Here is a 26,970-nt window from a genome sequence, read left to right on the forward strand (position 1 = left end):
CTGATCAAAAACCAGCAATAAATTTCATTTAGCAAAGACGCGATTGTTCGCGCCCGATCGCTCGCGTCTTTGCCCTCTCAATCTCCTAAATCGCGTCCGATCGCTTCTGCAAGAATTGTAGCATCTGGCACAGGGTCTGGCGTGTAGTAGCCGGCGGCTTTTTTGGCGACGATTTCGACTTGTGCGTCTGCGGGAATCCAATCTTCAGGAATAGGGATGCGATCGACCACCTGAATGCCAGAATTGATAATCGCATTGTATTTCATATCGCTCATAGAAACTAAACTGTCAATTCGAGAGATCCCCAACCAGTGCAGCACGTCTGGCATTAATTCTTGAAACCGCATATCTTGAACTCCCGCAACACATTCAGTGCGCGTAAAATAGGCATCAGCGCGATCGCCACCTTCCTGCCGTTTTCTGGCATTGTACACCAAAAACTTAGTCACTTCCCCCAAAGCTCTTCCTTCCTTGCGGAAGTAAACTATTACCCCAGAACCGCCGGATTGTGCCGTTTGGATGCAAATTTCCATCCCGTGTACCAAATAAGGGCGACAAGTGCAGATATCGGAACTGAAGACATCAGAACCGTTGCATTCATCGTGTACCCGTACCGCCAACTGCTTATCCGGGTCAGAAATATTCGCGACATCGCCAATAATATAAACCGTAGTTCCGCCAATCGGTGGCAAGAAAACGTGTAAGTCTGGCCGCGTCACTAAATCCGAGAACATTCCGCCTGTTTGCTCGAACAGGACACGGCGGAGAACGCTTTCTTGGGCGCCAATTCGGCTAGCAATTCCCGGCAAATACCAAACCGGATCGATCGCAATTTTAGTTACTGCTAAATTGCCACCTGCTTTGACTATTTTGCCATCAATTTGCACTCGCCCCTTAGCGATGGCATCTTGCAATTCCGGCATATTAATGTGAGCTTTAGTGACAGCAATTGTCGGTCGAATATCATATCCCTGCTGGAGAAATGAAGTATAAACTTCGCTGACCAAACCCCCAAACGGATCGAGAGAAACAATCAAATTGCGATCGCCCCAACTCTGGTGTGGCCCGATGTGTGCGGCCGGAGAGGTGTTGGTAAAATCGGGGCGGTGATCTGCTTGGAGTGCACCGGAAGCCACTGCTAGCGCGCGATAAACAGAGTAGGAACCCGAATGAGTGCCGATCGCATTCCGCTGAGACGATTTGGTGAGGCTACCAATCACAGGCCCCCGTTTCAGCGGATCGATTTCTCCCCAGTGGATGGGATGAGGTTTTGTGCCGGATCTGTCGGGATGGGATGTTAAAACTATATGCTTGGGTTTTGACACAGTTGTTTTTGGCTCTTGCTATGGATGCTGCTGTTAGTTGAAAGTGAAATTGCAATTTGAAGCAGTGATTTATGATAGCAAAAGGATTCTGGATCGGGAAGTATCCGGTATAGCCAAACTCGTGACGATGATTTTATCGCTGTCCTGAAAATCTAAAAATTTTGCATAATTGCTTAAGTGATTAGGGCGGGAGTACCAACAGCAAAGCTACCTATTTAATCCAAGTTTCTCTAGCATTTATATTTTCTTTCTGCATGATATTAGTTTAACTAACCGCAGAGGGCGCAGAGGGAGTAGAGAATCTAGAAAAGAGAGAAAGAGGGGAAAAGAGATGTTCACAATTCCTGCGAGGGTTGTTATAGTTACAACTGGTAGCCGGGAAATATCAAGAAAATACTAACTCACAAAATTAATGTTGCCAAGTACATCTAATTATTTGCTCAAAAATGGTCGCGTACCCGCGTCTCTTCTAGAGATGAAATCGATCGCGCCCTCAGCTTCTACTGTGGCGACAACGGGGAGTGAGAACAATTTTTGTTTGGTGGATTTGGAAATTGCAGCAGGGGCGATCGCCCAAATTACTCCAGCAGGTACAAAACCTGTCTCCTCCTCTGGAGATATCCCAGTTATAGATTTGCAGGGCGGCTTAATTTGGCCTTGTTTTGTGGATATGCACACCCATTTAGACAAAGGTCACATTTGGGAACGATCGCCCAATCCCGATGGAACTTTTGCCAGCGCGATCGAAGCGATAGGCGCTGATGCCCAAAAAAACTGGAATGCAGAGGATGTTTACCGGCGAATGGAGTTTGGCCTCAAGTGCAGCTACGCCCACGGAACCAAGGCCATCCGCACTCACATCGACAGCGCGGGCGAACAGGGAACCGTTAGTTTAGAAGTATTTGAAGCGCTGCAAGCCGAATGGGGCGATCGGCTGATCTTGCAAGCAGTTTCCCTGGTTTCCCTCGACTATTTCCTGACACCAGCCGGCGAAAAATTAGCCGATCGCATAGCCCAAATCGGCGGCATTCTCGGCGGCTTCGCCTATATGAATCCCGACTTAGACAAACAACTCGATCGAGTTTTTGCCTTAGCCAAAGAACGAAATTTAAACCTCGACTTTCACACCGACGAAAACGACGATCCAGATTCAGTAACATTGCGGGAAGTCGCAAAAACCGCCATCCGCCATGAATTTTCCGGTCAAATTATCTGCGGGCACTGCTGTAGTTTAGCCGTACAACCGTCAGATTTACTAACAGAAACTCTGGAATTAGTCAAGGAAGCAAATATTGGCATTGTCAGCTTGCCGATGTGCAACCTTTACCTGCAAGACCGAGAATCTGGGCATACACCGCGCTGGCGGGGAGTCACGCTACTGCACGAACTCAAAGCAGCCGGAATTCCCGTTGCAGTTGCTAGCGACAATTGTCGCGATCCGTTTTACGGATTTGGCGACCATGATGTTTTGGAAGTCTTTAATATGGCAGTCCGCATCGCTCATTTAGATAGGCCTTATGGAGACTGGCCCTGTGCAGTTACAAAGACTCCAGCAGATTTAATGGGATTGCCGAATTTAGGACGAATTGCAGTTGGTTTACCTGCTGATTTGATTTTGTTTAAGGCGCGGAATTTCAGCGAATTGTTATCTAGATCGCAGGGCGATCGCACAGTTTTGCGGCAGGGCATTAAAATTGATACAACTTTGCCAGATTACCGCGAACTCGATGATTTATTAGCAATTTAAATCTGACATCCTGAACAAATCTCAAGAACAGGCAAGATGCCTGTTCCACAAAAGATGAATTTTCTTTCTACTGGTTCCCAGGCAGAACCTAGGAACCAGTTAAACACGCACTATAGATTATCAACCAACGTCCCTTCTCTTCTCTTCCTTCGCGTACTTCGCGTCTTCGCGGTTCGTTAAAAAAATATCTTTCAACAAGCATTTAGCATTGCTATCTTGTCAAATGGCAACTAATTTGATATAAATATAAAAGCTAATTTGATTGAGGATATTTTAAGTGAAAGCAGTTATTTTATTGTCGGGAGGGCTGGATTCCTCAACAGTTTTGTATCAAGCCAAAGCCGACGGCTGCGAGTGTTACGCTATTTCCTTTGACTACAAGCAAAGACATCGGCGGGAGTTGGAATCAGCAAGGGCGATCGCACTTTCGGCAGCGGTTAAGGCACATCAGATCGTAAACTTTGACTTAACACTGTGGGGCGGTTCGGCTTTGACGGATAATCAGATGGAATTGCCGATCGATCGCAATCTAGCAGAAATGTCTCAAAACATCCCAATTACCTACGTTCCAGCTAGAAATACAATCTTTCTCAGCTTTGCCCTCGCCTACGCAGAAACTCTAGAAGCCGATCGCATTTACATCGGTGTCAACGCTTTAGATTATTCTGGATATCCCGACTGTCGCCTCGATTACATCCAAGCCATGCAGGAAGTATTTCGGTTAGGAACCAAGCAGGGTAGAGAAGGAAATTTTATTAAAATTGTAACACCTTTGATCGAACTTAAAAAAACAGAAATTATTCAATTAGGCAACAAATTGGGAGTACCTTGGGAGCAAACTTGGTCTTGCTACGCAGGCGGGAAAAATGCCTGCGGCGTTTGCGATTCTTGTCGGTTGCGGCTGGCGGCTTTTGAGGAATTGGGATTGAAAGATCCGGTGTCTTACGCTTAAACAGTATTCCGACTCGGCGGTTGAAAGCGCTCCTCCATAAACTCTCGTCCCTCTCTAAAAAACTCAAGAATAAACGGGGTTGTTAACTCAGATTTGGGAGAAAAAGTTGCGCTATTTTGAGCGCCCTTTTCATCCAAATCTTAATGAGAAAATTTTGCCACACTACTCACCCCGCTATTCTTTCGCCCTTTCCCCACAACTTCCTCATCCGCTGCTGCAACTTCACCTAAAGCTCGATCGCCCGCCGCCCCTTCCAGCAAGTGAATTTGAAGTTGATCCAACCGCGGTCCGGACACAGAAATAACCGTAAGTTCCACATTTTCGCCGCGCCAAACTTCCCCAACTGCCGGCATTCTTTGCAACTGATAACTCAGAAAACCTCCAATTGTCTGATATTCGTCAGTTACTGGCAAATCCACATTCAATATTTGATTCACATCATCTAAATTTAACTGCGCTTGCACTAAATAAGTGCGATCGTCCAATACTTGCAAAGCTATTTCTTTACTGTCGGGCGACTCGTAGCTGCGGCCGATAATTTCGGCAATCAAATCACTCAGCGTCACTAACCCGGAAATGCCCCCAAATTCATCGACTACGATCGCAATTTCTTCCGACGAACTCTGCATCAAAGGCAGCAGTTCCCCCAGCAGCATCATCTCCGGCACAAACCTCACCGAACCCATCCAAGGTAAAATTGGCGTGTCGGGAGATAGCAAACCTTCAGCTAGGGGTTTCGCAAGTTGTTTGAAGCCAATAATGCCGATAATGTCGTCTAAAGAATCTCCCGTCACGGGATAGCGGGAATGGTTAGAAATCGCCATTTCGTCGAGCAAAGTTTGAAAGGTTGCCGTCTTGGGAAGTGCGACAATGCTAGGCCTCGGCACCATTACTTCTTCTACCCAAACTTCGCCAAATTCAAACACGTTGTTGAGCAATTCTCGCTTTTCTGCTTCCAAGCCGCTGGATTCGCTGGAAGTAGCTATAATTAATTGCAGTTCTTCGGGAGTAACCGGCCGATGTCTTAGATCGTATTCGATGCCCGCAAACCGCAAGAGCGATCGAGTAGATTGATTGAGAAACGACACAAAGGGCTTGAACAAACGGGCAATCAATAAACTCGGAGGCCCTAAACTTCTGGCTAGCTGTTCGGAATGCAGCAACGCTACAGATTTGGGAAAGAGTTCGCCCAGTACGATTTGCACGTAAGCTAGCAACAAAAAAGTTACTATTGATATGCTAAAAGAATGGGCGATCGCCGACTTGATGTAAATTGGCAGTGGCAAATAGCCGATCGACATTCGGACTAACACGGCGATCGTACTTTCCCCAATCCAGCCGAGAGCTAAACTAGAAAGAGTGATTCCCAACTGCATTGTCGAGAGCAATCGCTCAATACTTTGCTGCAAAGATTGCACAGTTAAAGCTGCAACGTCGCCAGCGTCCACTAACTGATTGATGCGCGATCGGCGTACCGTCACCATCGAAAACTCAGCCGCCACAAAAAAAGCATTGATCGCAATCAGCAACAGCACTGACAGCAACCGCGACAGCACCTCTGTCCAACTCATCGCGGGTAAATCAGATATCTCCTGCACTCTCGCCCCTAAAAGTGACACAATGCTCCCTAAAAAAACTTTCTCGATCAAACGTGAGAATCCCTTTGGAGGTTTTGCTCCTTTTGTTTTACTTCGCCACTGGAATGCCAGATATTTGCAACTGAAGTTTTTGACCTGGATAATCTGTCAGCGTCAGCGAAACTTCCTTAGCATTTTCCAGCAAAGCTGTGGGAATACTCACCGTACCGTAAAACACCTGCCCGTTGGGGGGGAGTTCCGACGGCAAATCCTCGGCAGTCGCGCTCAGGGCCCGGCCACGATCGTCAGTGACGTTCAAGAAACTGTAGAGAAACCTCACAGCTTGGGAGCCTTCATTTTTCATGCTCACGTCTAGCAGCATGGAATTGTTGCGCTGACTGGCCGCGCTCACTTCCAAGGTTATTCCCCCGTCGCGACTGTTCCGGGGAAATTTGGCGCTGGCATTTTGTGCAGCCGGTTTTTTGGCCGCGGCTGGTTTAGAGCTTGCCTTCTCTGTTTTAGTATTTGCCCCGGCCGTTGTTTTTTCTGGATCGCGACCTTCTACCCGTGCTTTGACTGTTGTGAGAATGTCTTTTTCTTTCAAAATGCTCACTTGGTCTTTGCTAGCCTGAGTTCCCTGCTTGCCGCTGCCAGCATTGTTGCTGGGGCGAATATCGGGTTGAGTCGTTCCTTGCAAGGCTTCGCGACCTATAGTAAATCCCCAAACAGAACTCGTCACGCCTGCTCCAAACATGAGAGCGAGCAGAATTAGAGTCAGAACTACCGTCGAATTCACTGCCATTGCCTATAAGTTTATGCCGAGTCCTAGAAACTGCTTTGTCCGGTCGATCGGCGAGAGCACATTGGCTAACAGGCGATCGGGGACTCAGCAGATCTAAAGATTTTGATTTTTGTTCTCTAGTTCTAGCACGGACTGAGAAATTATGTTATAATTCATTTTGAGTTAGGTCGAAGAAATCGATTTAACGGCAGTTGGCCGAGCGGTTTAGGCAGCGAACTCATAATTCGCCCCAGGCAGGTTCAACTCCTGCACTGCCGATTTAAAATTAATCACGACCCTCCCCCCGTGAACCCAAAACCGGGTTTCTTCCCTCGACGCATGGGAGGCGAGAAACCGGGTTTCTCCGAATTTTTACGTTGAGTAACGATAAATATACGTAGAAACCCGGTTTCTGAGGTCGCAAGTGCGATCGCGGCAAACTAGACATTCGATCGATCGACTCCTTGCGGAGATATCTTGGCTCCGCGCGCGTTGATCGCACTTGCGACCTCAGAAAATTATGATTCCGATGCCAACGGAAACGATAAGGAAGGAGAATTAAATAACTTCCACAAGTTTGTGGGATGGGCGTCCCGCCCGTCCAAAAAAGACGGGCGGGACGCCCATCCCACAATAACAATTAAAATTGTAAGTTATTTAATTCGCGATCCTAAGTAGATCCACCTAATTAAACGAAAAATACGGCTCGCGCTCAAGCTTGCTGTGTAAGTCTTCTTCCTTCTTCCTTCTTCCTTCTTCCTTCTTCCTTCTACTTATCAACCCTTAATTAACTCCACTCCGTCCCGCCCGTCGAGATCTTGAACGTAAACCTTAACTTGTTCTTCCTTTGCAGTCGGCAACTTTTTACCCGTAAAATCCGGCTGAATCGGTACTTCTCGGTGGCCACGATCGACTAATACCGCTAACCAAATTTTCTCCGGTCGCCCGTAATCGTTTACCGCATTCAAAGCCGCTCGACTCGTTCTGCCTTTATATATAACGTCATCTACCAACACCACGGTTTTGCCCGTCAAATCGAAAGGAATTTCTGTTTTAGCCGGTGTCCGCATCGCAACTCGATCCAAGTCATCTCGGTAAAAGGTAATATCCAAAGCGCCCACGGGTACTTTGACTTGTTCGAGGACTTCAATTTGATCTGCCAAAATTTGAGCTAAAGGCACTCCTCTACTATGAATGCCCAACAGCACTAACTCCGAGGGATTCCCTGATTTTTCGACAATCTGAGAAGCGACGCGGGTGAGAGTACGCCTCACTTCATCAGGGGATAAAATTTCGATAATTTTAGTCATGGGTTGCTGCGAGCTAATTGTTGGCTGTTGGCATATCGAACAATTTGAGATTTTAGATAGATGAACTTGACAGATGAATCTGGGGGTTTGAACAAAGGTCAAAACTTTTTTTGCTGCTGTCGGTGGCCGATCTCTGTCTTCTGCAGGACTTACCCCGAACCGATGAAAAGCAGATGCTGCGATTGCTTGCAAGCGGGCGAACAATGACAGAAATACGTTATTTATGCCTCCTGGAGTGTTCGGGTGAGGTCATCAGTTAGCGGCTCAAACCTAATAAGGTATAAAAAAGCAATGATAGTCCCAACCAAATCAGAAAGCAATACCGAGTTAATTGCAATGCTTGGCAAATTAGCGGCGCTGTGATAGGGTGAACCGGCTCGCCTAAGAGCGGTTTGTGTTTGAGAACTCCGCGATAGGAATTAGTACCTCCTAGTTGCACTCCCAAGATGGCGGCGTAAACGCACTCGCTCCAACCGGAATTCGGGCTGGCATCTTTAACAGCATCTCTCTGACAAATTTGCCAAATGTAAATCGGTTTGCCAGATATAACGGCTAAAGTAATCACTGTTAACCGGCAAGGAATCCACGTCAGCACGTCTTCTAGTTTGGCGCTAAACCATCCTAAATCTGTGTATGGCGCTTCTTTGTAGCCGATCGTAGAATCTAATGTGCTGGCTGCTTTGTAAGCGATCGCCAAGGGGACTATAGCACTCGCCCACATCGAGTTAGGATCGATCGGCGAACCGGTAACACTTAATAATAGATGTGGCAGACCGAACCCAAGTAAGGCATAAAATAGCGGTGCTGTCACACCATCGACTGCATTCTCTGTTACAGTTTCTAACAATGCTCGCAGAATTTCTGGTTCGGATAAGTTTTCGGTATCCCGGCCGACGTAAAGGCTCAACCTTTCTCGCGCCTTGACTAAATCTCCAACATTTAAAGGTGCTAGCACATCCTCTGCTGCGGCCCTCAAACTGCGACCTGCAAAACAGCTTGCCAGCAAAATGGTCTGTATGGCAATACCTAAAAGAGGATGTACCCAACTAGCAGCTTGGACGATCGACCAACTGACAGTATAACTGCCTAGAATCAGCCCGAGCGCTAGTATTGTACCAGCACCTCGTAGCAGCATTTTGTGCCGATCGCCAGCGGGACAATCCCCTGCTTCAGGCATTTTGCCTGCGGGATTATTCCATATATTAAAGACAAATCGAGTATAGCGGTCGATCGCCCAACCCATCGCCTGCACGGGATGTGGCCAACCCCAAGGATCGCCGATCGAATAATCCAACACCGCAGCTAAAATCAAAACAGGAAATTCATCCGGCATCATTATATATTGTGTGAAACTTGATAGTCCGTCAATCGATTTTAGATTTTAGATTTTAGATTTTAGATTAAAGAATTGAAGAAAGCGACCCCACCGATCAATCCGGGGACTTGCGATGGGGAGCGAGGAGCTTTTTTCTCGCTCCACGGATGAATCCAGGGGCCCGAACCATCTTCCTTGATTTTCAGAGCAGGAGCTCTCGCCCCAGAGAGCAGATTTTAACTCCTGCTACCCTTGCGGACTTTGATTTTTTGAGGGGCGATTTGATAGTAGAAGGAAGAAGGAAGAAGCAATAAAGGCAAGGGTTTGAGCAATTCAAAACCTCATCATCATCAGGCGTGGTTGCTATAACTGCTGAGATTACTTTAGTCGCCCAGCAAGTGTACGTTCTCCTCCCAATTAACACCGTCAAAGGGTAGGATCTGAAAGTGTTCGATGGCATCTGAGTCAAGACAGCGGACGTTGACATCGAAATGATCGGGATGCGATCGGGGGCGATAGAACGAGTGAATGCCGCAAATTCGGCAGAAAGTATGTTGAGCAGTTCCTGTATTAAATGTATAGGTTGTCAAAACATCTTCGCCACTGAGCAAGGCAAAACGTTCCGGTGGCACAATGAGATGCAAAAATCCCTTCTTTTTACAGATAGAGCAGTTGCAATCAGATGCTTCGTGTTTGTCAACGGCGACACGGAAGCGGACAGCTCCGCAGTGACAGCCACCAAAGTAAGTAACAAGTGTTGCGTCCATGTGTGCTTGCTGCCGATCGAATGAATGAACTTACCATTTAAATGATAAAGCTAGTTTCTTCCCCAAGAGCCGCTTGCCAACTGCGAACATCATAGTATAAGTCTTCGAGGGAAATACTGTACAGCGCTTCGGCAAGTTTTTTGTGCAATCGGTTCCACAAACTGAATGTTACCCAGTCCTCTGCTTGCGTCGCGTCGGGAAAATGTCGAGGTAAAGGTTCAATAGTTTCACCTACAGCCTCTAAGATTTGTCCTAAAGAGATTTGAGCGGGCTGGCGGGCCAATTGATATCCTCCTTGGGCACCCCGAACTGATTGGACTAAACCGGCTCGTCGCATTTCAATCAGCAATTTTTCTAGATACGGAGCCGGTAACTCCTGTCGCTTCGCTATCGATTTCACCGATGTCGGGCCAAAGCGAGGTTGCAAACTTAGATCCAGTAATGCTTTGACACTGTAGTGTCCGCGTGTGGTTAACTTCATGGGATTTTAAGAGCGGGGCAAATATTCAGCTAGCTGATAGCTGATAGCTTATGCTACCGAGTTTAGAGATTGCTCGCACCGGTTGCAGCTACTCCTCAAGAAAGACTGCAGGTTGTTAAAAATATTTAGATAATAGTGGTTAACAATTGAGCCGATCGGTGTAATATGGTTTTACGACCAGCTATAAAGCTAAAGTTTCTTGGTCAAACCAAAAACCAACCGAGAAAAAATCCGTACACCAGTTGAATATTTCAGGACTCAGTAAATGGCTAAAAAGAAAAATATCGAACCCCTTGAAGGCGAAGATCTGATCAAAAAGGTCAAAGACCTAGAGAACCTTACCAAGGAAGAAAAAGCTAGAGCCTGTGGCTACTACACCGTTACCAAGAACGGCGTAGAACGGGTCAACATGATGAAATTCCTGAATGCGCTGATTGATGCAGAAGGCATTCAGCTAGACGGGAAGCAAAACGGCAATGGACGTGGCGGACGCTCTGCCAGCTATCGGATTAGCGTTCAATCTAACGGCAACTTACTGATTGGAGCGGCCTACACCAAACAGATGGAACTCCAGCCAGGAGATGAATTTGAAATCTCTCTGGGACGCAAGCACATTCACCTGCGCCAAATCGATAGAGAAGAAGAAGTATCCTAGGCCTTTACGACTTGCTTTGACTTCTTGCTTGAACTGGTTGGTTTGACTTCAAGCATTGACTGCAAGCAAAGAATTGGCTCAGAAATCTTTCTGTGAGCCTAAAACACTATGGCTTCTATAGATGGCAATGGCTCGACAAAAGCCACTGCCACTACTTTATATTTTCCGAGAATACCTATTCTCGCCCCTCGCTATATCCGTGTGGACAAGCGGGGGATTTTCCGCGTAGCTGTTGAAGAGAAGTTCGGCAACGGATTGTGTAGCGGATGTAACGGATGTAAGGGATGGATGTTCAGCAGCGGATTTTATAACGCATTTAACGGATGGATGTTGAGTTTCGATGGTCGATGTTCCAGCCAAGAAGCAGGTTAGGCTGAGCTACAAAACCGAACAAAGCAAGAAAATAACCGAAGTATTCTCAGCCAAGAGTGCGTAATACCAGTTAAAAAAAATAATGTACTGTCGGCCAACTCCAAAGCACGAGCTTCATCATTTCTCCCCAATTATTTAATCTAAAATCTAAAATCTAAAATTGTATAAGTCTCGTGCTTGCTCCTGATTTTTGTGTGTGGGAGGGGTTTTGAGGGCAAGGAAACACCTCGATCGCCCGTAAGGGAAATTACAAGCTGGAACAGTTAAAGTGTTAGGGAGCAATTAGTCACCAGCCTATGCCGTTGCCCCGATTCGCGAGTAAAACTTCTCAACACCAAACAAAAATCTCCCTGCGTCGCCTTCTAGTGGCCTCTTTTGTGCTGCAAATCGTCGCAGCAGTTGGGATTGTCGGGTATCTTTCCTTTCGCAACGGAGAAAGAGCAGTCGAAGAGCTCGCCGAGAAATTGATCGCGGAGACGGGGAAGAGTTGAAGAAAAGCTGATTTCTTTTCTCGAACCTACCCAGTGGGTAAATAAACTTAACGCTGAAGCGATCGAGCGCGGTGAATTAAACTTACAGTTAGAAAGGCCCCAGCCTCGGGGAGAGAAGTTCCTTTGGTAGCAAATGCGATCTTTTCAAAGCATTCACTGGATATCCTTCGGTACAGGAAAATCAGGAGAATATCTCGGCATTTGGCGCAACCCCACGGATAACAGCTTGCAAATTGTCGCGGCGAACAAGTCTACCAACTTTCAGAGCATATACTACGCTACAGACGGCCTAGGCACTCGCACCGCTAAATTAAAGGCAGAACCCGGAACCTACGATGCCCGTCTCCGCCCCTAGTACAAAGAAGCTGTTGCAGCTAATAAACCGATTTGGACGAGCATTTATCCAGGTTTTACTCCTGGGACTGTTTTTATTGCTGCCAGCCAACCCATTCGCGATCGAAATGGTAAATTGCTGGGAGTTAGTGCAGTAGACTTTTCGCTCTCGGAGCTTCAGCAATATCTCGATCGCATCAAGCTTAGCAAAACGGGACAAATTTTCGCGATCGAACGATCGGGCTTGCTGGTTGCCAGTTCAAGTCAAGAATCACCCTTTAGAATGATGTCGGGAAAGCAGCAACAGCAGCGGGTGAATGTTTTAGACAGTCAAACTCCTGTCATTCGCACCGCAGCTAAATATTTGTACGAACACTTCGGGGGCTTTGGCGACATTAAGCAGCGGCACCAACTGAAATTTAGCCGAGACGGGCAGGAATATTTTGTGGAAGTGCTGCCGTTTTCTGATGTTTACGGTTTGAACTGGCTGATTGCGATCGCAGTTCCCAAATCCGATTTTCTGGGGGAAATTAACAGAAATACCAGACTACAATTTTACTTGGTTTGGCGGCGCTGCTGCGACCATAGTCGTGAGATGGCCTAACGTCCTCGCTCAAAGGTCAATACACTCTGATAATTATCATGCTTGATTTGCTGCTAATAATTTAGTGTTTGACTTGACTTTTGTCAAGCTAGAGTTAACCCCCCCGATCGCCCTTTTGGTAAGGGGAAATCGAGGGGGTTAACTATTATTTGTCAAGTATCTGAGGATATTAAGCAGGGTTGGCTTCGGCTCGTCTTTGTAGCAGGCGGGCAATTTCAGCTTTTTCTACAAGTCCGACGAGGACACCATTTTCGCGAATGACGGGTAGTTCTTGTACTTTGAGTTGTTCTAGGAGGGTGACGACTTCGAGGAGGGATAATTCTGGTTTGACGGTTGTGGAAAATTCGATCGGCTTCAGGAGTTCTTTCACTAAAACTTCGGGCCAGCGTCCAGTAGGAATGGTTTTGAGGTCGTCAAGGTCGATCGCCCCTACCAATTGTCCGGCATCATCTGTTGCCAGGAACCTGCGCCAGGTTTGAGTGCTACCGATAACGTAGTTGTTGGCAAATTCTCTGAGGGACAAGTCTTGGGAGACGATCGGACTTTCGGGGGTCACAGCATCTGCGGCTGTCAAGCCTGCCAGTTCATTTTGGACTGTGGCATATTGGGCAGATTGACCGGCATTTTGCAGTAAGAACCAACCGATTACTAGATTCCAAATATTGCCGAATATGCCTGTAGCAATGGCAATCCAACCAATTATTTGACCAACGCGGCTAGCAAAAATTACACCTTTGTAAGGGTTGCCAGTAATTTTCCAGACGATCGCTTTGAGGATGTTGCCACCGTCGAGGGGCAAACCGGGAATTAAGTTAAATAAGGCTAAAACTAAGTTGATGGAAGCTAAAAGTCCGACGATGGCGGCTGCGGGGCCTGTGAGACCAGCACCGATGCCTATCGCTGTTAACAAACCGGATAAAAATAAGCTGACCAACGGGCCTGCAATTGCTACCCAAAATGCTTCGGCTGGGGTTTTGGATTCTCTTTCTAAATTAGCCAGTCCGCCAAACAGAAATAGCGAAATTGATTTCACGCCAATTCCCTGTTTAATGGCTACCCAACTGTGTCCTAATTCGTGGGCTAAGACGGAAGCAAATAACAGTAACGCTGTGAATAATCCCAGCATCCAGGGCGCTACGGGGCCCAATGTGGGAAACAGGGCAGCTAATGCGCCACCGTACTGCCAGGTTACTAAACCCAGAACTAAAAACCAAGATGCGTTGACAAAGAAGGGAATCCCAAACAGGTTGCCGACGCGAAATGTACCGTTCATAATGGCTACCTCTGATTTTACGAAGGAGAGGTTTTTCTCTCTGTCTCCCTATCGTAACGAAACGTAACGGCAATGTTAATGCTTCAATTAGGGTGTTATCCGTCTGTGGAGGTTCGGTTTGCTGAATAATTACCCCCGACTGCGGTTTGGCCCGCTAGGGGTTAAAAATCCTTATCTCAAAACGGAAGTTCTTGCTATGAGGCTTGAGGAGGATATCTGTTTTAATTTTCTGTTTTAGTTTTGAGTCGGTTTTAACTCAAATCTTGCACCTGTGTCATGAACAGGCAAGATGCCTGTTCCACAACAGATGAATTTTCTTTTTGCACCTGTGTCATGAACAGGCAAGATGCCTGTTCCACAACAGATGAATTTTCTTTCTTGTCGGGAGTAGGGGTTGGGCTCGCGAACAGGCTTTCCGGCCTGTTCCACAAAAATTAAATTTTATTGTGGGGAGTAGGGGTTGGGCTTCTAGCCCATAAAAGCTTTATTGAGAATGGTGCAACATCTCTGTTTTAACTGAATGCAAGCTTTGAGACGGAGAATTAATTCCCGGCGGACTATTACACCTGTAGCAAGATATCAGTTTCAAGCAGCTTTAGCTATAATGACTGACCATACCAATAGTTTTGGTGCTAATAATTATGCCAGAATCTTTTTTGCTCGGCCGGCTGATGCTGCAATTAAACAGCGAAGCCGCTGATATCATTACAGACTTATCCGCTGTTGCTTTAACTCCCGATGGTCATTTGTGGCTGGGTTCCGATGAAACGACTTCGATCGAGCGTTTGTCGCCTGTCGCGCCTCATATTTTTGGAGAACATCAAAAATTTGCGATCGCCGATTTTATCGATCTACCTGGAAAATCCGAAATCGATATCGAAGGAATGGATTTCAACAGCGATTATCTTTGGGTGGTCGGTTCTCACAGCACAAAACGCAAAAAAACTAAAGGCAAAGACGCCGACAAAGACATTGAAAGATTAGCAGAAATCGAGACTGAGGTCAACCGCTATTTGCTGGCGCGCCTTCCTCTGAAAGACGGGATGTTGTGCAAGTCAATTTCCCATCCTGAAAATCCCAAAAACCAACTGAAAGCGGGATACCTTCAGCGGACAAAAACGGGGAATTTGCTGACTGATGCGCTGAAAGATGACAGCCATCTCGGTCTATTTTTATCTGTGCCGATTCCGAGTAAAGAAAATGGTTTTGATATTGAAGGGTTGGCGGTGCGCGGCAATCGGATTTTTCTTGGTTTACGGGGGCCTGTACTGCGGGGTTGGGCGATAATTTTAGAAATAGAAGTGCAAGAGTCTAAACAGGGAGTTTTAAAGCTAAAGGCTATTGGTGAAGCCGACAAGTTTTACAAGAAACATTTTGTTGATTTGAACGGTTTGGGGGTGCGAGAATTGTGCTGGAACGGGGAAGATTTGATTGTTTTAGCCGGGCCGACGATGACTTTATCGGGGGCGATGAGGGTTTTTCGGTTAAAGGGGATTTTAGAGCGATCGGGCGACAGTATTACTGGACAAGATGGGGGAGATTTGGAGGTATTGTTTGACTTGCCTTTTAAGGTGGGTACGGACAATGCTGAGGGGTTGTCGCTGTTTCCGTATTTGGGGGGGCAGAATTCGCTGTTAGTTGTTTACGATTCCCCGGATGCGGGGAGAATGGTGGAAGAAAATGCTATTCTTGCTGATGTTTTTAAATTAGGTTCGTAGTAGTATGGTGCGTCATAACGGGAGATATTTGGGATAATTAATCACCAATTAACTGACGCACCATGCGATTAGTAAGGTGCGTCTGATGGGATTTTTCCCAGAATTAATTAGACCTTAACTGACGCACCCTACAAGTGGGATTAATTGTCTATCGCATCCCTCCGCCGCTGGCTGTAGCGTTTCAATTCATCAATTAAGTGAGTATCGTTAGATGCTGTTCTCGCGCCCGCTTCCGCCGCCCAGCGCTTCAAATCTTCAATTTGCGATCGCGCGATCGCAGCTAAAGGTACTGTATCCTCGATCGACCTCAAAATATCCTCGGTCATCAAATCCCGGCGCTGTCCGTTGACAAAAGTGCCAAAAGCCCGATACAATCCATCAATTACAACTTGCTCAATTTCTGCACCGCTAAAATTCTCAGCGCACTTCGCCAAAACCCCCAAATCAAACTCGCGCAATCTAGTAGGCCGCAGTCGCTGCAAATGCACTTTAAAGATATCTTGCCGTTCCGACTCTGAGGGCAAATTTAAAAAGAAAATTTCATCAAACCTGCCTTTTCTCAGCAACTCTGCCGGCAAAATCCTGACGTTATTTGCAGTGGCGACAATAAACACCGGACTGGTTTTTTCCTGCATCCAAGTAATCAAACTGCCGAATACCCGGCGCGAAGTTCCCGAATCGCCGTCGCTGCCGCTGATAATGTTGCCGAAGGCTTTATCTATTTCATCGATCCACAAAACGCAAGGTGCGATCGCCTCTGCTAATTGTATCATTTGCCTGACGCGACTTTCGCTTTCCCCGACCACGCCGCCAAACAATCTCCCAGTATCCAATCGCAGCAGCGGCAAACGCCATTCTGAGGCTATTGTTTTCGCCGATAAAGATTTGCCCGTTCCTTGAATTCCTACTAACAAAACTCCTTTCGGATTCGGTATACCGTAGCGACGCGCTTCATCAGTAAAAGCATCTTGCCGCATCTTTACCCACTGTTTCAAATTCTCCAAGCCCCCCACACTTTTTAGGGATTCTCTGGAGTTGAAAAACTCCAAAATTCCCGTTTGGCGAATTGCTTGCTGTTTTTCCTCCAAAACTCCGTCAATATCTGACTCGTTAATTTGCTGTTTGGCGGCCAAAGCTTTAGCCAAAACCCGCCCGATTCTAGCGCGACTCAAACCCTGACAAGCTTTCACCAATTGTTCCCTTGCTAAACCGCTAACTTGCAACTGTTGCGGCTTTTCCACAACGTGGGAAATTAAACTGTCGATTTCTTGGACGTTGGGCAAAGGAAAATCAATTACTGTGACTTCTTCTTTCAATTCCTCCGGTAATTCCAGCGTGTGAGAAGTAAGAACTATAGTTTTTTTGCTGCGCTTCAATTCTCGCGTTAAATTCCGCAATTCTCGCACTACCGCCGCATTTTTTTCGGTGTATGGATATTTCAAAATTGGGTGCAAATCCCGCAGTACAAATATGGTATATTCTTCAACAGCAGTTTTGCTGACGCGATCGAGCGCCGCCATTACCGAACCTTTCCCAGAACCGTTATCCTCCCAGCCGCGCACGAGATCCCAGAACAACACCCGGCGCGCGGGAGTTACTTGCAGCGCTACTTGGGCAATTACAGCCTCGACTGGTTCCTCCTCCGCGCTGACAATGTACAGCAGCGAATAGCGGGCGCGAATCATCAAATCTAGTCGCTTTACCAGTGCCTCGAAATGGTTATTTTTACTGCCCTTGACGACATCTAATGCTTTGGGGTTTGGGTAATTTTCTGTCATTTTATTGGATAGTTTAGAGTAAAATTAAACTTTATTAAATATTTTTTGGGCAGTACGGACTTTAGTCTTTAAAAAAAATTAACCTAACTAAAGGTTTTCACTAAGGACTTGAGTCCTTAACAACTATTTAACCAGACTAAAGTCTGTACTGCAAACGTTAAAATTATAACAGAATAGTACGCAATTGACTACTTAGCAACTTTTCGAGCTTGTTTCACCATTTCAATGAGAGTGTGGTGAGCATCTTCGGCGTCTTTTAAAGTGCGATCGAAATTTACTCTAACAGGCACTGTTTCGTCGTTGACTTTAGCGGTTAAATCCATGCCATTGGCATCAATAGCGAGCATTTGAGCTTCCGTCGCCTCTGGTTTGCCGCCAAATGCTTGAGCATATAGCACGACAGCACTAGCGTGGTCTTCGTTCATGTGAGCGCAGATGCGATCGCTAATCTCAGTGGAAAACTGTTCTGACATGGGAGATTCCTCAGATGCAATATCGATCGATTGTACTGCGATCGGTACAAAGTTTTCAATAGCGAGGAATTGCATCAAGAGTTATGAGGGATAAATAACTAAATTATATCCGCGTTTATCGGCGTTTATCTGCGGTTAAATAATCAAACTATTCAATTAAATGATAAAATGTTACTTGCTTAATATTGCATATTAACATGAAAAACTGTAGTGCTTATATCGAACTACTCAAAACATTTCCGCCGCGACCCATAACTGCTGAGGAGGAATTAATTGCCACTCAAGAAGCGATCGATTTTCTGTTGGACAAAGGCGAACTGAATTCAGACGAACGCGAATATCTAAACGTACTTGGAACTCTAATTTATGAATACGAGAAAACTTTAGAACCCATACCTGACATTTATGGGATAGAAATGTTAAAAGCTTTAATCGAAGAATTTGGTCTGAGACAAAAAGACCTAGTTCCTGTTTTTAAAACCGAGTCTATTGTCTCAGATATCCTCCATGAAAAGCGTCAACTTACAACTGAACACATACAAAAGCTTGCAGAGCTTTTTAGTGTCTCGCCGGCGGTTTTCTTTCCACTGCATCAAGTCAAAACAACTGCTTGAATTTCCAATGCTTCTCCTTTTATTTTGAAAAAGTAGATGGAGATTTACGGTTGGGCGGGGGCGGGTTTATGAGATTATCTGTTTTAGGCACAGATGGTTGGTGAACCCGCCCCTACAGTGATCACTACAAACGAAAATTTTAACTAAAAGATCGATCGTCAAACGGCAATTCATCAAACAGCGAATCAATATCAGACTCAGAATTGGCAACAGGGGAATTAGCGCGAGATGCCGGCGGCTTAACAGAATGCACCTTGGCTATCGGTAACTTGGCTGCAGGTTCCGATGTCTGTAGGTTTACTACCGGCAACTCCCCGCCATTTTCTCCATTTTTGCTCGTTTGATTCCACATCATCATTCCCAGCAAACCATCAACCAAACCGCCACCGCTACCGTTGCCTGTTACCGCCACATCCGGCACAACTCGCACGTTGCGATCGCCTATAATTTGCATTAACTGCAAAGCCGTATAACCCGAACCTCCCAAAGCCACAACACCCGCGCGATAAGCTTCAGCTTGAGCATTTCCCTTCACCCGAATCGACTCAGCTTCGCCTTGAGCTTGTTTCACCTGAGAATTCGCTTTCAACTCAGAAATCTTCACGCCTTGTTCCGATTTCACCATCTCTTGTTGAATCTCAGCCAGCGCCGTTTCCCGCACCAATTGTTGCCGCTGAGTTTGTGCTAATTGCTGCACCTCATAAGTCTTGCACTGTTCTTCCGCAATTTTGCGATCTGTTTGAGTTTGCATCAACTCTGCAGGCGGCAAAATATCCCCGATTAAAGTATCAATTGCCTGCACGTCGTAGGTACGCAAAGCTGCTTTGATATACTCGGCCGCTTCCGCTTGCCTGCCGCTTCTTGCGGAGAGAAAATCTAATACAGAATAAGCTTGAGCCGAATTGCGGAAATAATTCCCAATTGTCGGCTGCAAAACGTGGTCAACTAAATTCTGCATCGAACCGACGCGAGAGATGACTTTGGGAGCATCCAAAGCGCCGACGTGAATAATCTGAGCTACTTCTAAATCAAAGGCAAAACCGTCTTGAGAACGCACAGTTAAAGACGAAAGTTGAGAATCGTAACTGTGCCTTTCTGTTTTTCCAGACCAGTTCAATACTATATTAGTAGTCGGCACTAACTCTACTTTCAAAATGCGAGTATTCAGCGGATGTTTCCCCGGATAAAGGGGAGTTACCCAAACCCCTTTATTGCCGACATTTACTAAATTTCCGTGAGTGAAAGCAGCGCCGCTCACATCTTCCGAGGTTTTGCCGACATAGGAAATCACCGCGCCGACATAGCCGATCGGGATTTCGGTCATCGCCACTTGGTCAACCCCGACAAACCAAGGATTTAAGTTCCACGAACCGGAAAGCAAAACCTGTTCCTGCAAACCGCGCCGCCCGCCAGCGGTGATAAATTTTTGCGCGTTTTGGAAGTTGTCGTGATTCGGGATAATCGGGCCAGCAATTTCGCCATCTTGAATGGGAACGCCGTCAAAAGTTGTGACAATTCCCACTTTATCGGGGGCAATTCTGTACAGCTTTAATTGTTCTGCTGTCATCCCGTGTTTGGCAGCATTTGCCGCTGTAATTACTGTAAATAATGCTGTATTAATTCGATAGCTACCACCAGTCAAGATGCCGAGTTGTCTACCTTTTTCGCCCCCGCCTTTGAGGAATTGGCGAGCATCTTGAAAATTGTCACATTCTGTGATTTTGCCGAGGATGCGCTGCGGTGGAATTGACTTACCACCTGCTGCGATAATGAGAGCAATTTCACCTTGGGGAACCACAGTCAGAGACTCTTTGCGAACGTTGTACTGCAAAGGCCAATAACCCCAGTGCCAACCGGGAGGCAATGTATCAGCTTGATATCCAGCTTCTCCGTTTAAGGCAATTAAATCTCCTGGGGGCAAAGACTTGCCGCCGAAGCTAAACTTTTTACTGACAATGCCAACTTCCCGATCGCCAATTACTACCAATCCGCCAAAAAATAGCGGCAGCACCAGAATAATGATCGTACCGCCGATCGCGATCGGGATAAATCCGCCCGGATCGAGCTGCATTGTCTGCAGGGGAACAGTGCTGCGTAACTGCCCTAACTGCAAGCTAGAATCAGGTTTTGCTGCTAGCTGAGTCGAGGTTTGTGCTAGGGGGATATTGCTAGCTGCTAATACCGGCGAGGGTTTCAAAGTGCTAATTGCACTGAGAGCTAAGGAAGCCGAAACAGCCGCTGCTAACTGTTTGAAAATCCGAACTTTGACTTGAGATTTAGGCAAAAGTGAATAAAGCATTTTTTTCATATAAGCTCTAGTGTCTTATTACATCCAGCTTAGCCTTGATTCCAAATGCCTACATAAAACTTATTGAAAGTCTGCGGTTATTTTTGATCGAAAACAGGTTTACCAGTCAATACAACCTGTTCGATAATATCAGCGGCGCGCTTAGTTCCTCCCGATCGCCCGATCGCCCCTTGCATCTCGATCGCCCTTTGTTTATATGACTCTTGGGTTAGGACTTTCACAATTGCCGATCGTAGTTTAGGAACGCTCAATTCCTTCAAAGAAACGACTTCGCCAACACCCGTATAAGCAATCCGCGCCGCCACTCCCGGCTGGTCATTTGCCACAGGAATTGCTACCATTGGGACTCCATTGCTCAAAGATTCCAAAGTCGTATTCATCCCGGCGTGAGTAATCGTCAGAGTGGCTTTTTGCAGCAATTCTAATTGCGGTGCATAACCAACAACGATCGGATTTCCCGGCAGGGGCGGCAAAGATTCGGGAGTCGCACCACCTCCGAGAGATATTATCAATTGGGCGTCTAATCCTTCACAAGCAGAGGCGATCGTTTGAAAAACCTCCAACAAGCGATTTTGAATAGTTCCCATTGAGGCATAAATCAATTGTTTCCCAGTTAATTGTTCAAAAGGGAAAGGTACTGGTTTGCGCGTCGCTGAGTTGTGATAGGGGCCGGTAAAATGGAAATGCGGCGGTAAATTTTGCCTGGGAAAGTCGAATTCAGCCGGATGTTGATTGAGTTGAGCTAGTTTCGAGTAAGCATCATTCGGGTGAGAGTGCAAAGGTAAGTTCCACTCTTGGCGATACTCAGAAATTCTTTCTCGAATCGGTCTTGCAAGCAAACTGAGTAACTGATAGCTGACTTGATTGCGTAAGCGTCCTTTCCAAGTCGGATCGTACTGCCAAAGGGTACAAATGGGAGGAATGTTGGGGTCTCGATTTAACAGTAACGCACTGCAAACTGTGATAAAAGGAATGTTTAGAAAATCGGCAATTGTTCCTCCTTCGAGACAAACTTGGTCTACTAGCAAAGCTTCTACGCCAGCTTTTTTAATGGCGATGGGAGCCTCTCTGAGAATAGCAGTCGAAGTCTGAGCGACTTCCTTCAAAGTATGTCGCAATGCCGTAACTCCACTAAGTTTTCCGCGTTGGGTAAGGATTTCTGCAAACCAGCCGACGGGAAACTCTTCTTCAGCGAATGGCTGGAATTCTAAGCCACTGGCTAGAGTTTTGCCCTTAGCATCGAGGAAGTTAAATACGGTGACTCGATGGCCTCGGCGAAGCAGTTCACAGCCCAAAGATATCATAGTGTTGAGGTGGCTGCCGAATCCCGGACAGAGAATGCCGAAGTGGGTCATGAGTTAAGGCTCCGTGTGAATTTAACCTTTTTAGCATGGAATCGGCGGTATGAGTGGTTTGTGTTGGGGGGTTGGGGAGTTGGGACGATCGCTTGCAGAAACTCAGGAATGGGACGCAGGCTTTAGTCAGTGCAAGAGAGTGTTACCAGTATATATTTTTGTGGGATATTCGATACCTAGCCAGAAGTTTAGGTAATCTTCTCAACTAAAGGTTAGTTACTAGCAGATTTGGGTACTCTAGCTCACAATCAAATTCAATCAACTATTAATGGTGCTAGCTTTGTTTTTGATAATATCACTGAACCAACCCCAGTGCAACAAAAGGCTCTAGTTTTGCTTCGTTTTTCTCTAATTTATACGCAGTAAACCGGGGGGGAAATCTTTATTTCAAAAGCTTAGTCTACACTGAATCGGCCTTTTATCCATTGTGGACGTTCAGTGTAATTGGTGATTGGTAATTGTACGTTGGGTCGAACGAAGAGAAACCCCACCTACAATTACTATTAACAGTCAAAATCAAAACTCAAAAGTTAACAGTCAACAGTTAATTGTTAACCGTTGACTGTTAAACTGAATGCCTGTGCCGAACTCGCTAGAAACGGTGGGAATGGCTGTTCATTCTTTGGATTTAGCACTTTTGGAGGGCTTACCCTCAAAAGGTTGAACTCCACTATTTGGATAGTTGTCATCGCTGGGGCTAAAAATCCGCACCGCTGCTTCCGAAACGTAACGCATCGCGTTTGCCAAAGATTTAGAAAGATTCATAGAATCTGCCTCTCTTGTCAGGGTTCTGATACTTTTAATATTACTCTGATTTTTAGGCTGTGGATGAGTTTAGCAATATTTATTTTAATTACTTATTGGTCTGCAACATAGAAGCAAACTGAAGGTTAGAGAAATTACGCATTTTTGGACGATCGACCTTTTGCTGGTAGATTTTTCCTTGCTCAACTCCAGCACTCGCGATCGCCCTCCGACACTCAGAAACCGGGTTGTCTAACTCTATTCAAAGGCTGCAACGAAATATTTTCGCAAAAAACCCGGAACGCTTGAGTGTTTGTGCTTAATTCCTGAGTTTGTTAAATTCAGTATTTATATTGGTTTTACCATAATATTAATCTACCAATTAACCGAAATCCGCTATTAAAGGGCATATTTAGCGAATTTTTTCGACAAATATCTGCAATCTTTATCAAATATTTACAAAAAGATATGGTATTTGTCACTATAATTAAAAAAAAGAAGTTTGTTCGGGGTTTTTTTTATGAAAACTACCACAGAAAGCCTGCAGCTCACAGGTTTTGAAGAAATCTTAGAAGACCAGGAACTGACGGTTTCTTCAGCAGATTACAGCCTTTTGACCGATCTCTACCAGCTAACGATGGCCGCTTGTTACGTCGGGGAAGGGCTCGACGGGCGGGCCGCGAGTTTTGAGTTGTTCGCGCGCAGGCTGCCAGAAGGTTTTGGCTACGCGATCGCGATGGGTTTGGCGCAAGTTATCGATTATTTGGAAAAATTTCGGTTTTCGCCGGCGCAAATTCAGGCTTTGCAGTCCACTGGGATTTTTGCCGGCGCCCCGGAGCGATTTTGGACTTTACTCGCCACAGCCCGTTTTACTGGCGATGTTTGGGCGGTGCCGGAGGGGACGGCGGTGTTTGCCAACGAGCCTCTGCTGCGAATTGAGGCTCCTCTGTGGCAGGCTCAGTTAGTGGAAACTTATTTATTGAATGCCATAAATTATCAAACTTTGATTGCGACGCGGGCAGCGCGGCTGCGCGATGTGGCGGGCCCGGAGGCTAAGTTGCTGGAATTCGGGACGCGCAGGGCTTTTGGACCTCAAGCTGCTGTTTGGGCGGCTAGGGCAGCGCTGGCTGCGGGATTCGATGGAACTTCTAATGTTTTGGCTGCTTTGAAGTTGGGCCGCAAGCCTGTAGGTACGATCGCCCATGCTTTGGTAATGGCTGTGGCTGCCCTCGAAGGTAGCGAGAATCAGGCGTTTGCAGCTTTTCACCGCTATTTTCCGGGGGCGCCGCTGCTGATAGATACTTATGATACTGTGGCGGCGGCGCGGATGTTGGCCGATCGAGTAAACAGCGGTGAAATGCAGTTGGAAGGCGTGCGGCTGGATTCGGGCGATTTGGCGGTGCTGTCTCGGGAAGTTCGATCGATCCTTCCGGGCGTTCCAATTTTTGCTAGTGGGGATTTGGACGATCGAGAAATTGCTAAATTAAAAAGTAGCGGTGCTTGCATTGACGGTTACGGTTTAGGAACCAAGTTGGTCAGCGGTTCCCCTGTGAACGGTGTTTATAAGTTGGTGGAAATTGACGGAATTCCGGTGATGAAAGAGGCAAGCGGCAAGGTAACATATCCAGGAAGAAAGCAAATTTTTAGACATATTGAAAATGGGCAAATTCTCGGAGATTGTTTGGGATTGTCGGGAGAAACTATTGACAATTGCGATTCTTACTTACCGTTAATGGAGTTGGTTGTCAAGGATGGCAAACGAGTGCATAAGCCGGAAAGTTTGGAGGAGATCGCCAAACGCACTGCTGCTTCTGTCGCCAGTCTTCGACCCGAAACTCGCCAACTTGACAACCCGATTTCGCCCTCAGTGGAAATTTCTACAGATTTGCAGAGTCTCACCCAAAAAACGAAAAAGAGTCAGTAGTCAGTAGTCAGTAGTCAGTAGTCAGTAGTCAGTAGTCAGTAGTCAGTAGTCAGTAGTCAGTAGTCAACAATCAACAATCAACAGTCAACAGTCAACAGTCAACAATTCCCAATTACCGATTCCCTATGCAGAAGATTGCTCTTTTTGGAACAAGTGCCGATCCACCCACAGCAGGACACAAAACAATTCTGAGTTGGCTTTCCCAACATTTTGATTGGGTAGCAGTTTGGGCATCGGACAATCCTTTTAAGTCGCACCAAACTTCTCTAGAACACCGATCGGCAATGCTGCTGTTAATGATTCAAGAAATTAATTCGCCCAGACACAATCTTTGCTTGCATCCAGAACTCAGCAGTCCGAGGACGGTGGAAACTGTGGAACAAGCAAGATTGCTGTGGCCGAATTCAGATTTGACTCTGGTAATAGGTTCGGACTTGGTAGGGCAACTGTCTCGCTGGTACAAATTTGAACAATTGTTAAAACAAGTTGATCTGCTGATAGTACCGCGACCCGGTTATCCGTCAGAGCAAATAGATTTGTGGCAGTTGAGGCGCATGGGTGCAGACGTGGCGATCGCATCTTTGAGTGCACCCAATGTTTCTTCTACTTCCTATCGGGAAACAGGAGACAGGGAAGCTCTGACTCCGACCATCGAAGATTACATCCATAGGGAGCATTTGTACGCATGGCACGAGGCACAAAAAAGAGCGAAGGTTGCTCATTAGCTGACTTTAAAGTAGGAGTAGATAATGTTATTTTTTCCGTCGATACCGTGCAGAACCGCTTGTTGGTGCTGTTGGTAATGCGGCCAGACGAACCGTTTATCGATTCTTGGAGTCTTCCCGGTACTTTGGTGCGTCAGGGCGAGTCTCTTGAAAATGCGGCTTACCGAATTTTATCTGAGAAAATTCGGGTAAAAAATTTGTATCTGGAGCAATTGTATACTTTTGGACAACCGGGGCGCGATCCTCGGGAAATTACCAGGGGCGATCGTTATCTTTCGGTTAGTTATTTTGCTTTGGTTCGCTTTGAGGAAGCTGAGTTAATTGCTGGGAGTGTAGTGGCGGGTGTGGGCCACCGCGTCGGCGGCATTGCTTGGTATCCCGTGCAGCAAGTCCCTAAGCTGGCCTTCGATCACAATCAAATTCTCGAATACGGATATCGGCGGCTGCGTAACAAACTTGAATACAGCCCGGTAGCTTTTGAAGTTTTGCCGGAACTTTTTACTTTGAGCGATTTGTATCAACTTTATACAACTATTTTGGGGGAAAATTTTTCTGATTATTCTAATTTTAGAGCTCGATTGTTGAAATTGGGTTTTTTGTGCGATACAGGTGTTAAGGTTTCGCGCGGGGCTGGCCGCCCTGCTAGTTTGTACCGCTTTGATGCGGCCGCTTTTGCTCCTTTCAAAAATAAGCCTCTGGTGTTTATCTAGCTGTTCCTTGGATGACATTCGGGGATCAATTTAGCTAGTCAGACGGGAATCCCTCGCGCGATATCGCTTCGATTGGTGTGGGATGAGAGGCGCGTGAACCGAGGATTTCGCATCTTCATGTCCTCGCCAGCATAGCGGGCGAGCAATGAAGATGTGGATGACGAGGTGAACAAATCTTTTCTTTGTTTACCAACATCATTGATTGACATAAATATTAAATCACTACTTGACTTTACATAGTATTTTCTGGTATTTTTATTACAAGCAACAAGCAAATGCGTAAAGGTCGTGGCGGAATGAAAGTAACATATCAGTACAAATTCTCTCCCGACACTAATCAAAAATTAACCCTCAATCATTGGTTGAGAGTCTGTCGCTATTGGTACAACAGACAACTAGGTGATCGATTTGATTGGTGGGAAAGAAACCGCACTGGTACAAATGCTTGTCCATTTGTTACTAGCATCTCTGCGCCTCGTGAAAAGCCCAACTACTACTCTCAAAAACAACAACTACCCGTCATCAAAAAAGACCTAGTAAAAGTCTTTCATAGTGGCGAAATGTTAGACTTCAAGCAGGTAGACTCAACTATCCTGCAAGATGTCTCGAAGCGAGTAGACAAAGCTTTTGAACGGTTT

The 26,970-nt window shown here is 46.2% G+C and carries 24 protein-coding genes, 1 tRNA gene and 1 pseudogene; 13 read left to right on the forward strand and 13 right to left on the reverse strand.

The genetic code is table 11. The features are described 5' to 3' along the window. Window positions 1–77 precede the first annotated feature (77 nt). Complete coding sequence (locus QUA43_RS01185) at window positions 78–1,325, reverse strand: GTP cyclohydrolase II (protein WP_333370299.1); 1,248 nt, start codon at window positions 1,323–1,325, stop codon at window positions 78–80. A gap of 412 nt (window positions 1,326–1,737) precedes the next feature. Here QUA43_RS01185 and QUA43_RS01190 point away from each other — a divergent pair, with 412 nt between their 5' ends. Both QUA43_RS01190 and queC read left to right on the forward strand, forming a co-directional pair. Further along, entirely contained in the window at window positions 1,738–3,072 is a 1,335-nt protein-coding gene (locus QUA43_RS01190) for a cytosine deaminase (protein ID WP_333370301.1), read from the forward strand. A 277-nt stretch (window positions 3,073–3,349) separates the two neighbouring features. Further along, entirely contained in the window at window positions 3,350–4,024 is a 675-nt protein-coding gene (queC, locus tag QUA43_RS01195) for a 7-cyano-7-deazaguanine synthase QueC (protein ID WP_333370303.1), read from the forward strand. 140 nt (window positions 4,025–4,164) lie between these two features. On the opposite strand, the gene QUA43_RS01200 is transcribed toward queC, so the two are convergent. Both QUA43_RS01200 and QUA43_RS01205 read right to left on the reverse strand, forming a co-directional pair. Continuing rightward, complete coding sequence (locus tag QUA43_RS01200; protein WP_333370305.1) at window positions 4,165–5,643, reverse strand: hemolysin family protein; 1,479 nt, start codon at window positions 5,641–5,643, stop codon at window positions 4,165–4,167. A gap of 67 nt (window positions 5,644–5,710) precedes the next feature. Further along, window positions 5,711–6,403, reverse strand: coding sequence for a hypothetical protein (locus QUA43_RS01205; RefSeq protein ID WP_333362510.1), 693 nt, complete (start codon window positions 6,401–6,403; stop codon window positions 5,711–5,713). A 185-nt stretch (window positions 6,404–6,588) separates the two neighbouring features. On the opposite strand from QUA43_RS01205, the gene QUA43_RS01210 reads away from it, so the two are divergent. After that, window positions 6,589–6,661: transfer RNA gene (locus QUA43_RS01210), tRNA-Ile, on the forward strand. A 497-nt stretch (window positions 6,662–7,158) separates the two neighbouring features. Here QUA43_RS01210 and pyrR read toward each other — a convergent pair. The 4 genes from pyrR to QUA43_RS01230 form a co-directional block, all read right to left on the reverse strand. After that, complete coding sequence (gene pyrR, locus QUA43_RS01215; protein ID WP_333083995.1) at window positions 7,159–7,692, reverse strand: bifunctional pyr operon transcriptional regulator/uracil phosphoribosyltransferase PyrR; 534 nt, start codon at window positions 7,690–7,692, stop codon at window positions 7,159–7,161. 256 nt (window positions 7,693–7,948) lie between these two features. Further along, window positions 7,949–9,028, reverse strand: a complete 1,080-nt coding sequence (gene cbiB, locus QUA43_RS01220; RefSeq protein WP_333370307.1) for an adenosylcobinamide-phosphate synthase CbiB — start codon at window positions 9,026–9,028, stop codon at window positions 7,949–7,951. A gap of 362 nt (window positions 9,029–9,390) precedes the next feature. After that, window positions 9,391–9,774 carry a GFA family protein gene (locus QUA43_RS01225; protein ID WP_333370309.1) on the reverse strand — a complete coding sequence of 128 codons (384 nt, stop codon included), beginning with the start codon at window positions 9,772–9,774 and terminating at the stop codon, window positions 9,391–9,393. 37 nt (window positions 9,775–9,811) lie between these two features. Then, window positions 9,812–10,255 carry an Rrf2 family transcriptional regulator gene (locus QUA43_RS01230; protein WP_190656033.1) on the reverse strand — a complete coding sequence of 148 codons (444 nt, stop codon included), beginning with the start codon at window positions 10,253–10,255 and terminating at the stop codon, window positions 9,812–9,814. A gap of 265 nt (window positions 10,256–10,520) precedes the next feature. Here QUA43_RS01230 and QUA43_RS01235 point away from each other — a divergent pair, with 265 nt between their 5' ends. The 4 genes and pseudogenes from QUA43_RS01235 to QUA43_RS01250 form a co-directional block, all read left to right on the forward strand. Beyond that, window positions 10,521–10,910, forward strand: a complete 390-nt coding sequence (locus tag QUA43_RS01235; protein ID WP_172191324.1) for an AbrB family transcriptional regulator — start codon at window positions 10,521–10,523, stop codon at window positions 10,908–10,910. 108 nt (window positions 10,911–11,018) lie between these two features. Beyond that, entirely contained in the window at window positions 11,019–11,282 is a 264-nt protein-coding gene (locus tag QUA43_RS01240; RefSeq protein ID WP_333370311.1) for a hypothetical protein, read from the forward strand. A gap of 624 nt (window positions 11,283–11,906) precedes the next feature. Continuing rightward, entirely contained in the window at window positions 11,907–12,128 is a 222-nt protein-coding gene (locus tag QUA43_RS01245; protein WP_333370313.1) for a hypothetical protein, read from the forward strand. A 12-nt stretch (window positions 12,129–12,140) separates the two neighbouring features. Next, a pseudogene (locus QUA43_RS01250) lies at window positions 12,141–12,710 on the forward strand (PDC sensor domain-containing protein); the annotation flags it as partial. Window positions 12,711–12,879: 169 nt separating this feature from the next. Here QUA43_RS01250 and QUA43_RS01255 read toward each other — a convergent pair. Further along, the gene (locus QUA43_RS01255) at window positions 12,880–13,983 is read right to left on the reverse strand and encodes a site-2 protease family protein (RefSeq protein WP_333370315.1); all 1,104 of its coding nucleotides are present in this window, start codon (window positions 13,981–13,983) and stop codon (window positions 12,880–12,882) included. A 641-nt stretch (window positions 13,984–14,624) separates the two neighbouring features. Between QUA43_RS01255 and QUA43_RS01260 the strand changes: the two genes are divergently transcribed. Next, on the forward strand, window positions 14,625–15,701 hold the full coding sequence (locus tag QUA43_RS01260; protein WP_333370317.1) for a DUF3616 domain-containing protein: 1,077 nt from the start codon (window positions 14,625–14,627) through the stop codon (window positions 15,699–15,701). 140 nt (window positions 15,702–15,841) lie between these two features. Here QUA43_RS01260 and QUA43_RS01265 read toward each other — a convergent pair whose 3' ends face one another. Beyond that, window positions 15,842–17,479, reverse strand: a complete 1,638-nt coding sequence (locus tag QUA43_RS01265; RefSeq protein ID WP_333370318.1) for an AAA family ATPase — start codon at window positions 17,477–17,479, stop codon at window positions 15,842–15,844. Window positions 17,480–17,667: 188 nt separating this feature from the next. After that, window positions 17,668–18,027 carry a DUF2470 domain-containing protein gene (locus tag QUA43_RS01270; RefSeq protein ID WP_333370320.1) on the reverse strand — a complete coding sequence of 120 codons (360 nt, stop codon included), beginning with the start codon at window positions 18,025–18,027 and terminating at the stop codon, window positions 17,668–17,670. Between the two features lie 122 nt (window positions 18,028–18,149). On the opposite strand from QUA43_RS01270, the gene QUA43_RS01275 reads away from it, so the two are divergent. Further along, window positions 18,150–18,566: a transcriptional regulator gene (locus QUA43_RS01275; protein ID WP_333370322.1), complete on the forward strand. Its 417-nt coding sequence runs from the start codon at window positions 18,150–18,152 to the stop codon at window positions 18,564–18,566. A gap of 139 nt (window positions 18,567–18,705) precedes the next feature. Here QUA43_RS01275 and QUA43_RS01280 read toward each other — a convergent pair whose 3' ends face one another. The 3 genes from QUA43_RS01280 to QUA43_RS01290 form a co-directional block, all read right to left on the reverse strand. After that, entirely contained in the window at window positions 18,706–20,865 is a 2,160-nt protein-coding gene (locus tag QUA43_RS01280; protein WP_333370324.1) for a flotillin family protein, read from the reverse strand. A gap of 86 nt (window positions 20,866–20,951) precedes the next feature. Beyond that, window positions 20,952–22,229 (reverse strand): glycosyltransferase, encoded by a 1,278-nt coding sequence (locus QUA43_RS01285; protein WP_333370326.1) that lies wholly within the window; start codon window positions 22,227–22,229, stop codon window positions 20,952–20,954. A gap of 615 nt (window positions 22,230–22,844) precedes the next feature. Then, a complete protein-coding gene (locus QUA43_RS01290; protein ID WP_333370328.1) occupies window positions 22,845–22,994 on the reverse strand; it encodes an isochorismate synthase in 150 nt (49 codons plus the stop codon). A 499-nt stretch (window positions 22,995–23,493) separates the two neighbouring features. Between QUA43_RS01290 and QUA43_RS01295 the strand changes: the two genes are divergently transcribed. The 4 genes from QUA43_RS01295 to QUA43_RS01310 all read left to right on the forward strand — a co-directional run. Then, window positions 23,494–24,897: a nicotinate phosphoribosyltransferase gene (locus QUA43_RS01295; protein WP_333370329.1), complete on the forward strand. Its 1,404-nt coding sequence runs from the start codon at window positions 23,494–23,496 to the stop codon at window positions 24,895–24,897. A gap of 125 nt (window positions 24,898–25,022) precedes the next feature. Then, a complete protein-coding gene (locus tag QUA43_RS01300) occupies window positions 25,023–25,622 on the forward strand; it encodes a nicotinate-nucleotide adenylyltransferase (protein ID WP_333370331.1) in 600 nt (199 codons plus the stop codon). After that, window positions 25,583–26,332 carry an NrtR DNA-binding winged helix domain-containing protein gene (locus QUA43_RS01305; RefSeq protein WP_333370333.1) on the forward strand — a complete coding sequence of 250 codons (750 nt, stop codon included), beginning with the start codon at window positions 25,583–25,585 and terminating at the stop codon, window positions 26,330–26,332. The genes QUA43_RS01300 and QUA43_RS01305 overlap by 40 nt, the downstream gene beginning before the upstream one ends. Before the next feature lie 275 nt (window positions 26,333–26,607). Next, window positions 26,608–26,970 (forward strand): helix-turn-helix domain-containing protein (locus tag QUA43_RS01310; protein WP_333370335.1); only part of this gene is annotated, 363 nt, incomplete at its 3' end.

Origin of the sequence: Microcoleus sp. N9_B4 (assembly GCF_036701635.1) — a bacterium.
Lineage (GTDB): Bacteria > Cyanobacteriota > Cyanobacteriia > Cyanobacteriales > Microcoleaceae > Microcoleus.

Coding starts and splice junctions, on each gene's coding strand:
- QUA43_RS01190 (WP_333370301.1), top strand. CDS start 1,738: ATGTTGCCAAGTACATCTAATTATTTGCTCAAAAATGGTCGCGTACCC.
- QUA43_RS01205 (WP_333362510.1), bottom strand. CDS start 6,403: ATGGCAGTGAATTCGACGGTAGTTCTGACTCTAATTCTGCTCGCTCTC.
- pyrR (WP_333083995.1), bottom strand. CDS start 7,692: ATGACTAAAATTATCGAAATTTTATCCCCTGATGAAGTGAGGCGTACT.
- cbiB (WP_333370307.1), bottom strand. CDS start 9,028: ATGATGCCGGATGAATTTCCTGTTTTGATTTTAGCTGCGGTGTTGGAT.
- QUA43_RS01225 (WP_333370309.1), bottom strand. CDS start 9,774: ATGGACGCAACACTTGTTACTTACTTTGGTGGCTGTCACTGCGGAGCT.
- QUA43_RS01230 (WP_190656033.1), bottom strand. CDS start 10,255: ATGAAGTTAACCACACGCGGACACTACAGTGTCAAAGCATTACTGGAT.
- QUA43_RS01235 (WP_172191324.1), top strand. CDS start 10,521: ATGGCTAAAAAGAAAAATATCGAACCCCTTGAAGGCGAAGATCTGATC.
- QUA43_RS01240 (WP_333370311.1), top strand. CDS start 11,019: ATGGCTTCTATAGATGGCAATGGCTCGACAAAAGCCACTGCCACTACT.
- QUA43_RS01245 (WP_333370313.1), top strand. CDS start 11,907: ATGCGATCTTTTCAAAGCATTCACTGGATATCCTTCGGTACAGGAAAA.
- QUA43_RS01255 (WP_333370315.1), bottom strand. CDS start 13,983: ATGAACGGTACATTTCGCGTCGGCAACCTGTTTGGGATTCCCTTCTTT.
- QUA43_RS01260 (WP_333370317.1), top strand. CDS start 14,625: ATGCCAGAATCTTTTTTGCTCGGCCGGCTGATGCTGCAATTAAACAGC.
- QUA43_RS01265 (WP_333370318.1), bottom strand. CDS start 17,479: ATGACAGAAAATTACCCAAACCCCAAAGCATTAGATGTCGTCAAGGGC.
- QUA43_RS01270 (WP_333370320.1), bottom strand. CDS start 18,027: ATGCAATTCCTCGCTATTGAAAACTTTGTACCGATCGCAGTACAATCG.
- QUA43_RS01275 (WP_333370322.1), top strand. CDS start 18,150: ATGAAAAACTGTAGTGCTTATATCGAACTACTCAAAACATTTCCGCCG.
- QUA43_RS01280 (WP_333370324.1), bottom strand. CDS start 20,865: ATGCTTTATTCACTTTTGCCTAAATCTCAAGTCAAAGTTCGGATTTTC.
- QUA43_RS01285 (WP_333370326.1), bottom strand. CDS start 22,229: ATGACCCACTTCGGCATTCTCTGTCCGGGATTCGGCAGCCACCTCAAC.
- QUA43_RS01290 (WP_333370328.1), bottom strand. CDS start 22,994: ATGAATCTTTCTAAATCTTTGGCAAACGCGATGCGTTACGTTTCGGAA.
- QUA43_RS01295 (WP_333370329.1), top strand. CDS start 23,494: ATGAAAACTACCACAGAAAGCCTGCAGCTCACAGGTTTTGAAGAAATC.
- QUA43_RS01300 (WP_333370331.1), top strand. CDS start 25,023: ATGCAGAAGATTGCTCTTTTTGGAACAAGTGCCGATCCACCCACAGCA.
- QUA43_RS01305 (WP_333370333.1), top strand. CDS start 25,583: ATGGCACGAGGCACAAAAAAGAGCGAAGGTTGCTCATTAGCTGACTTT.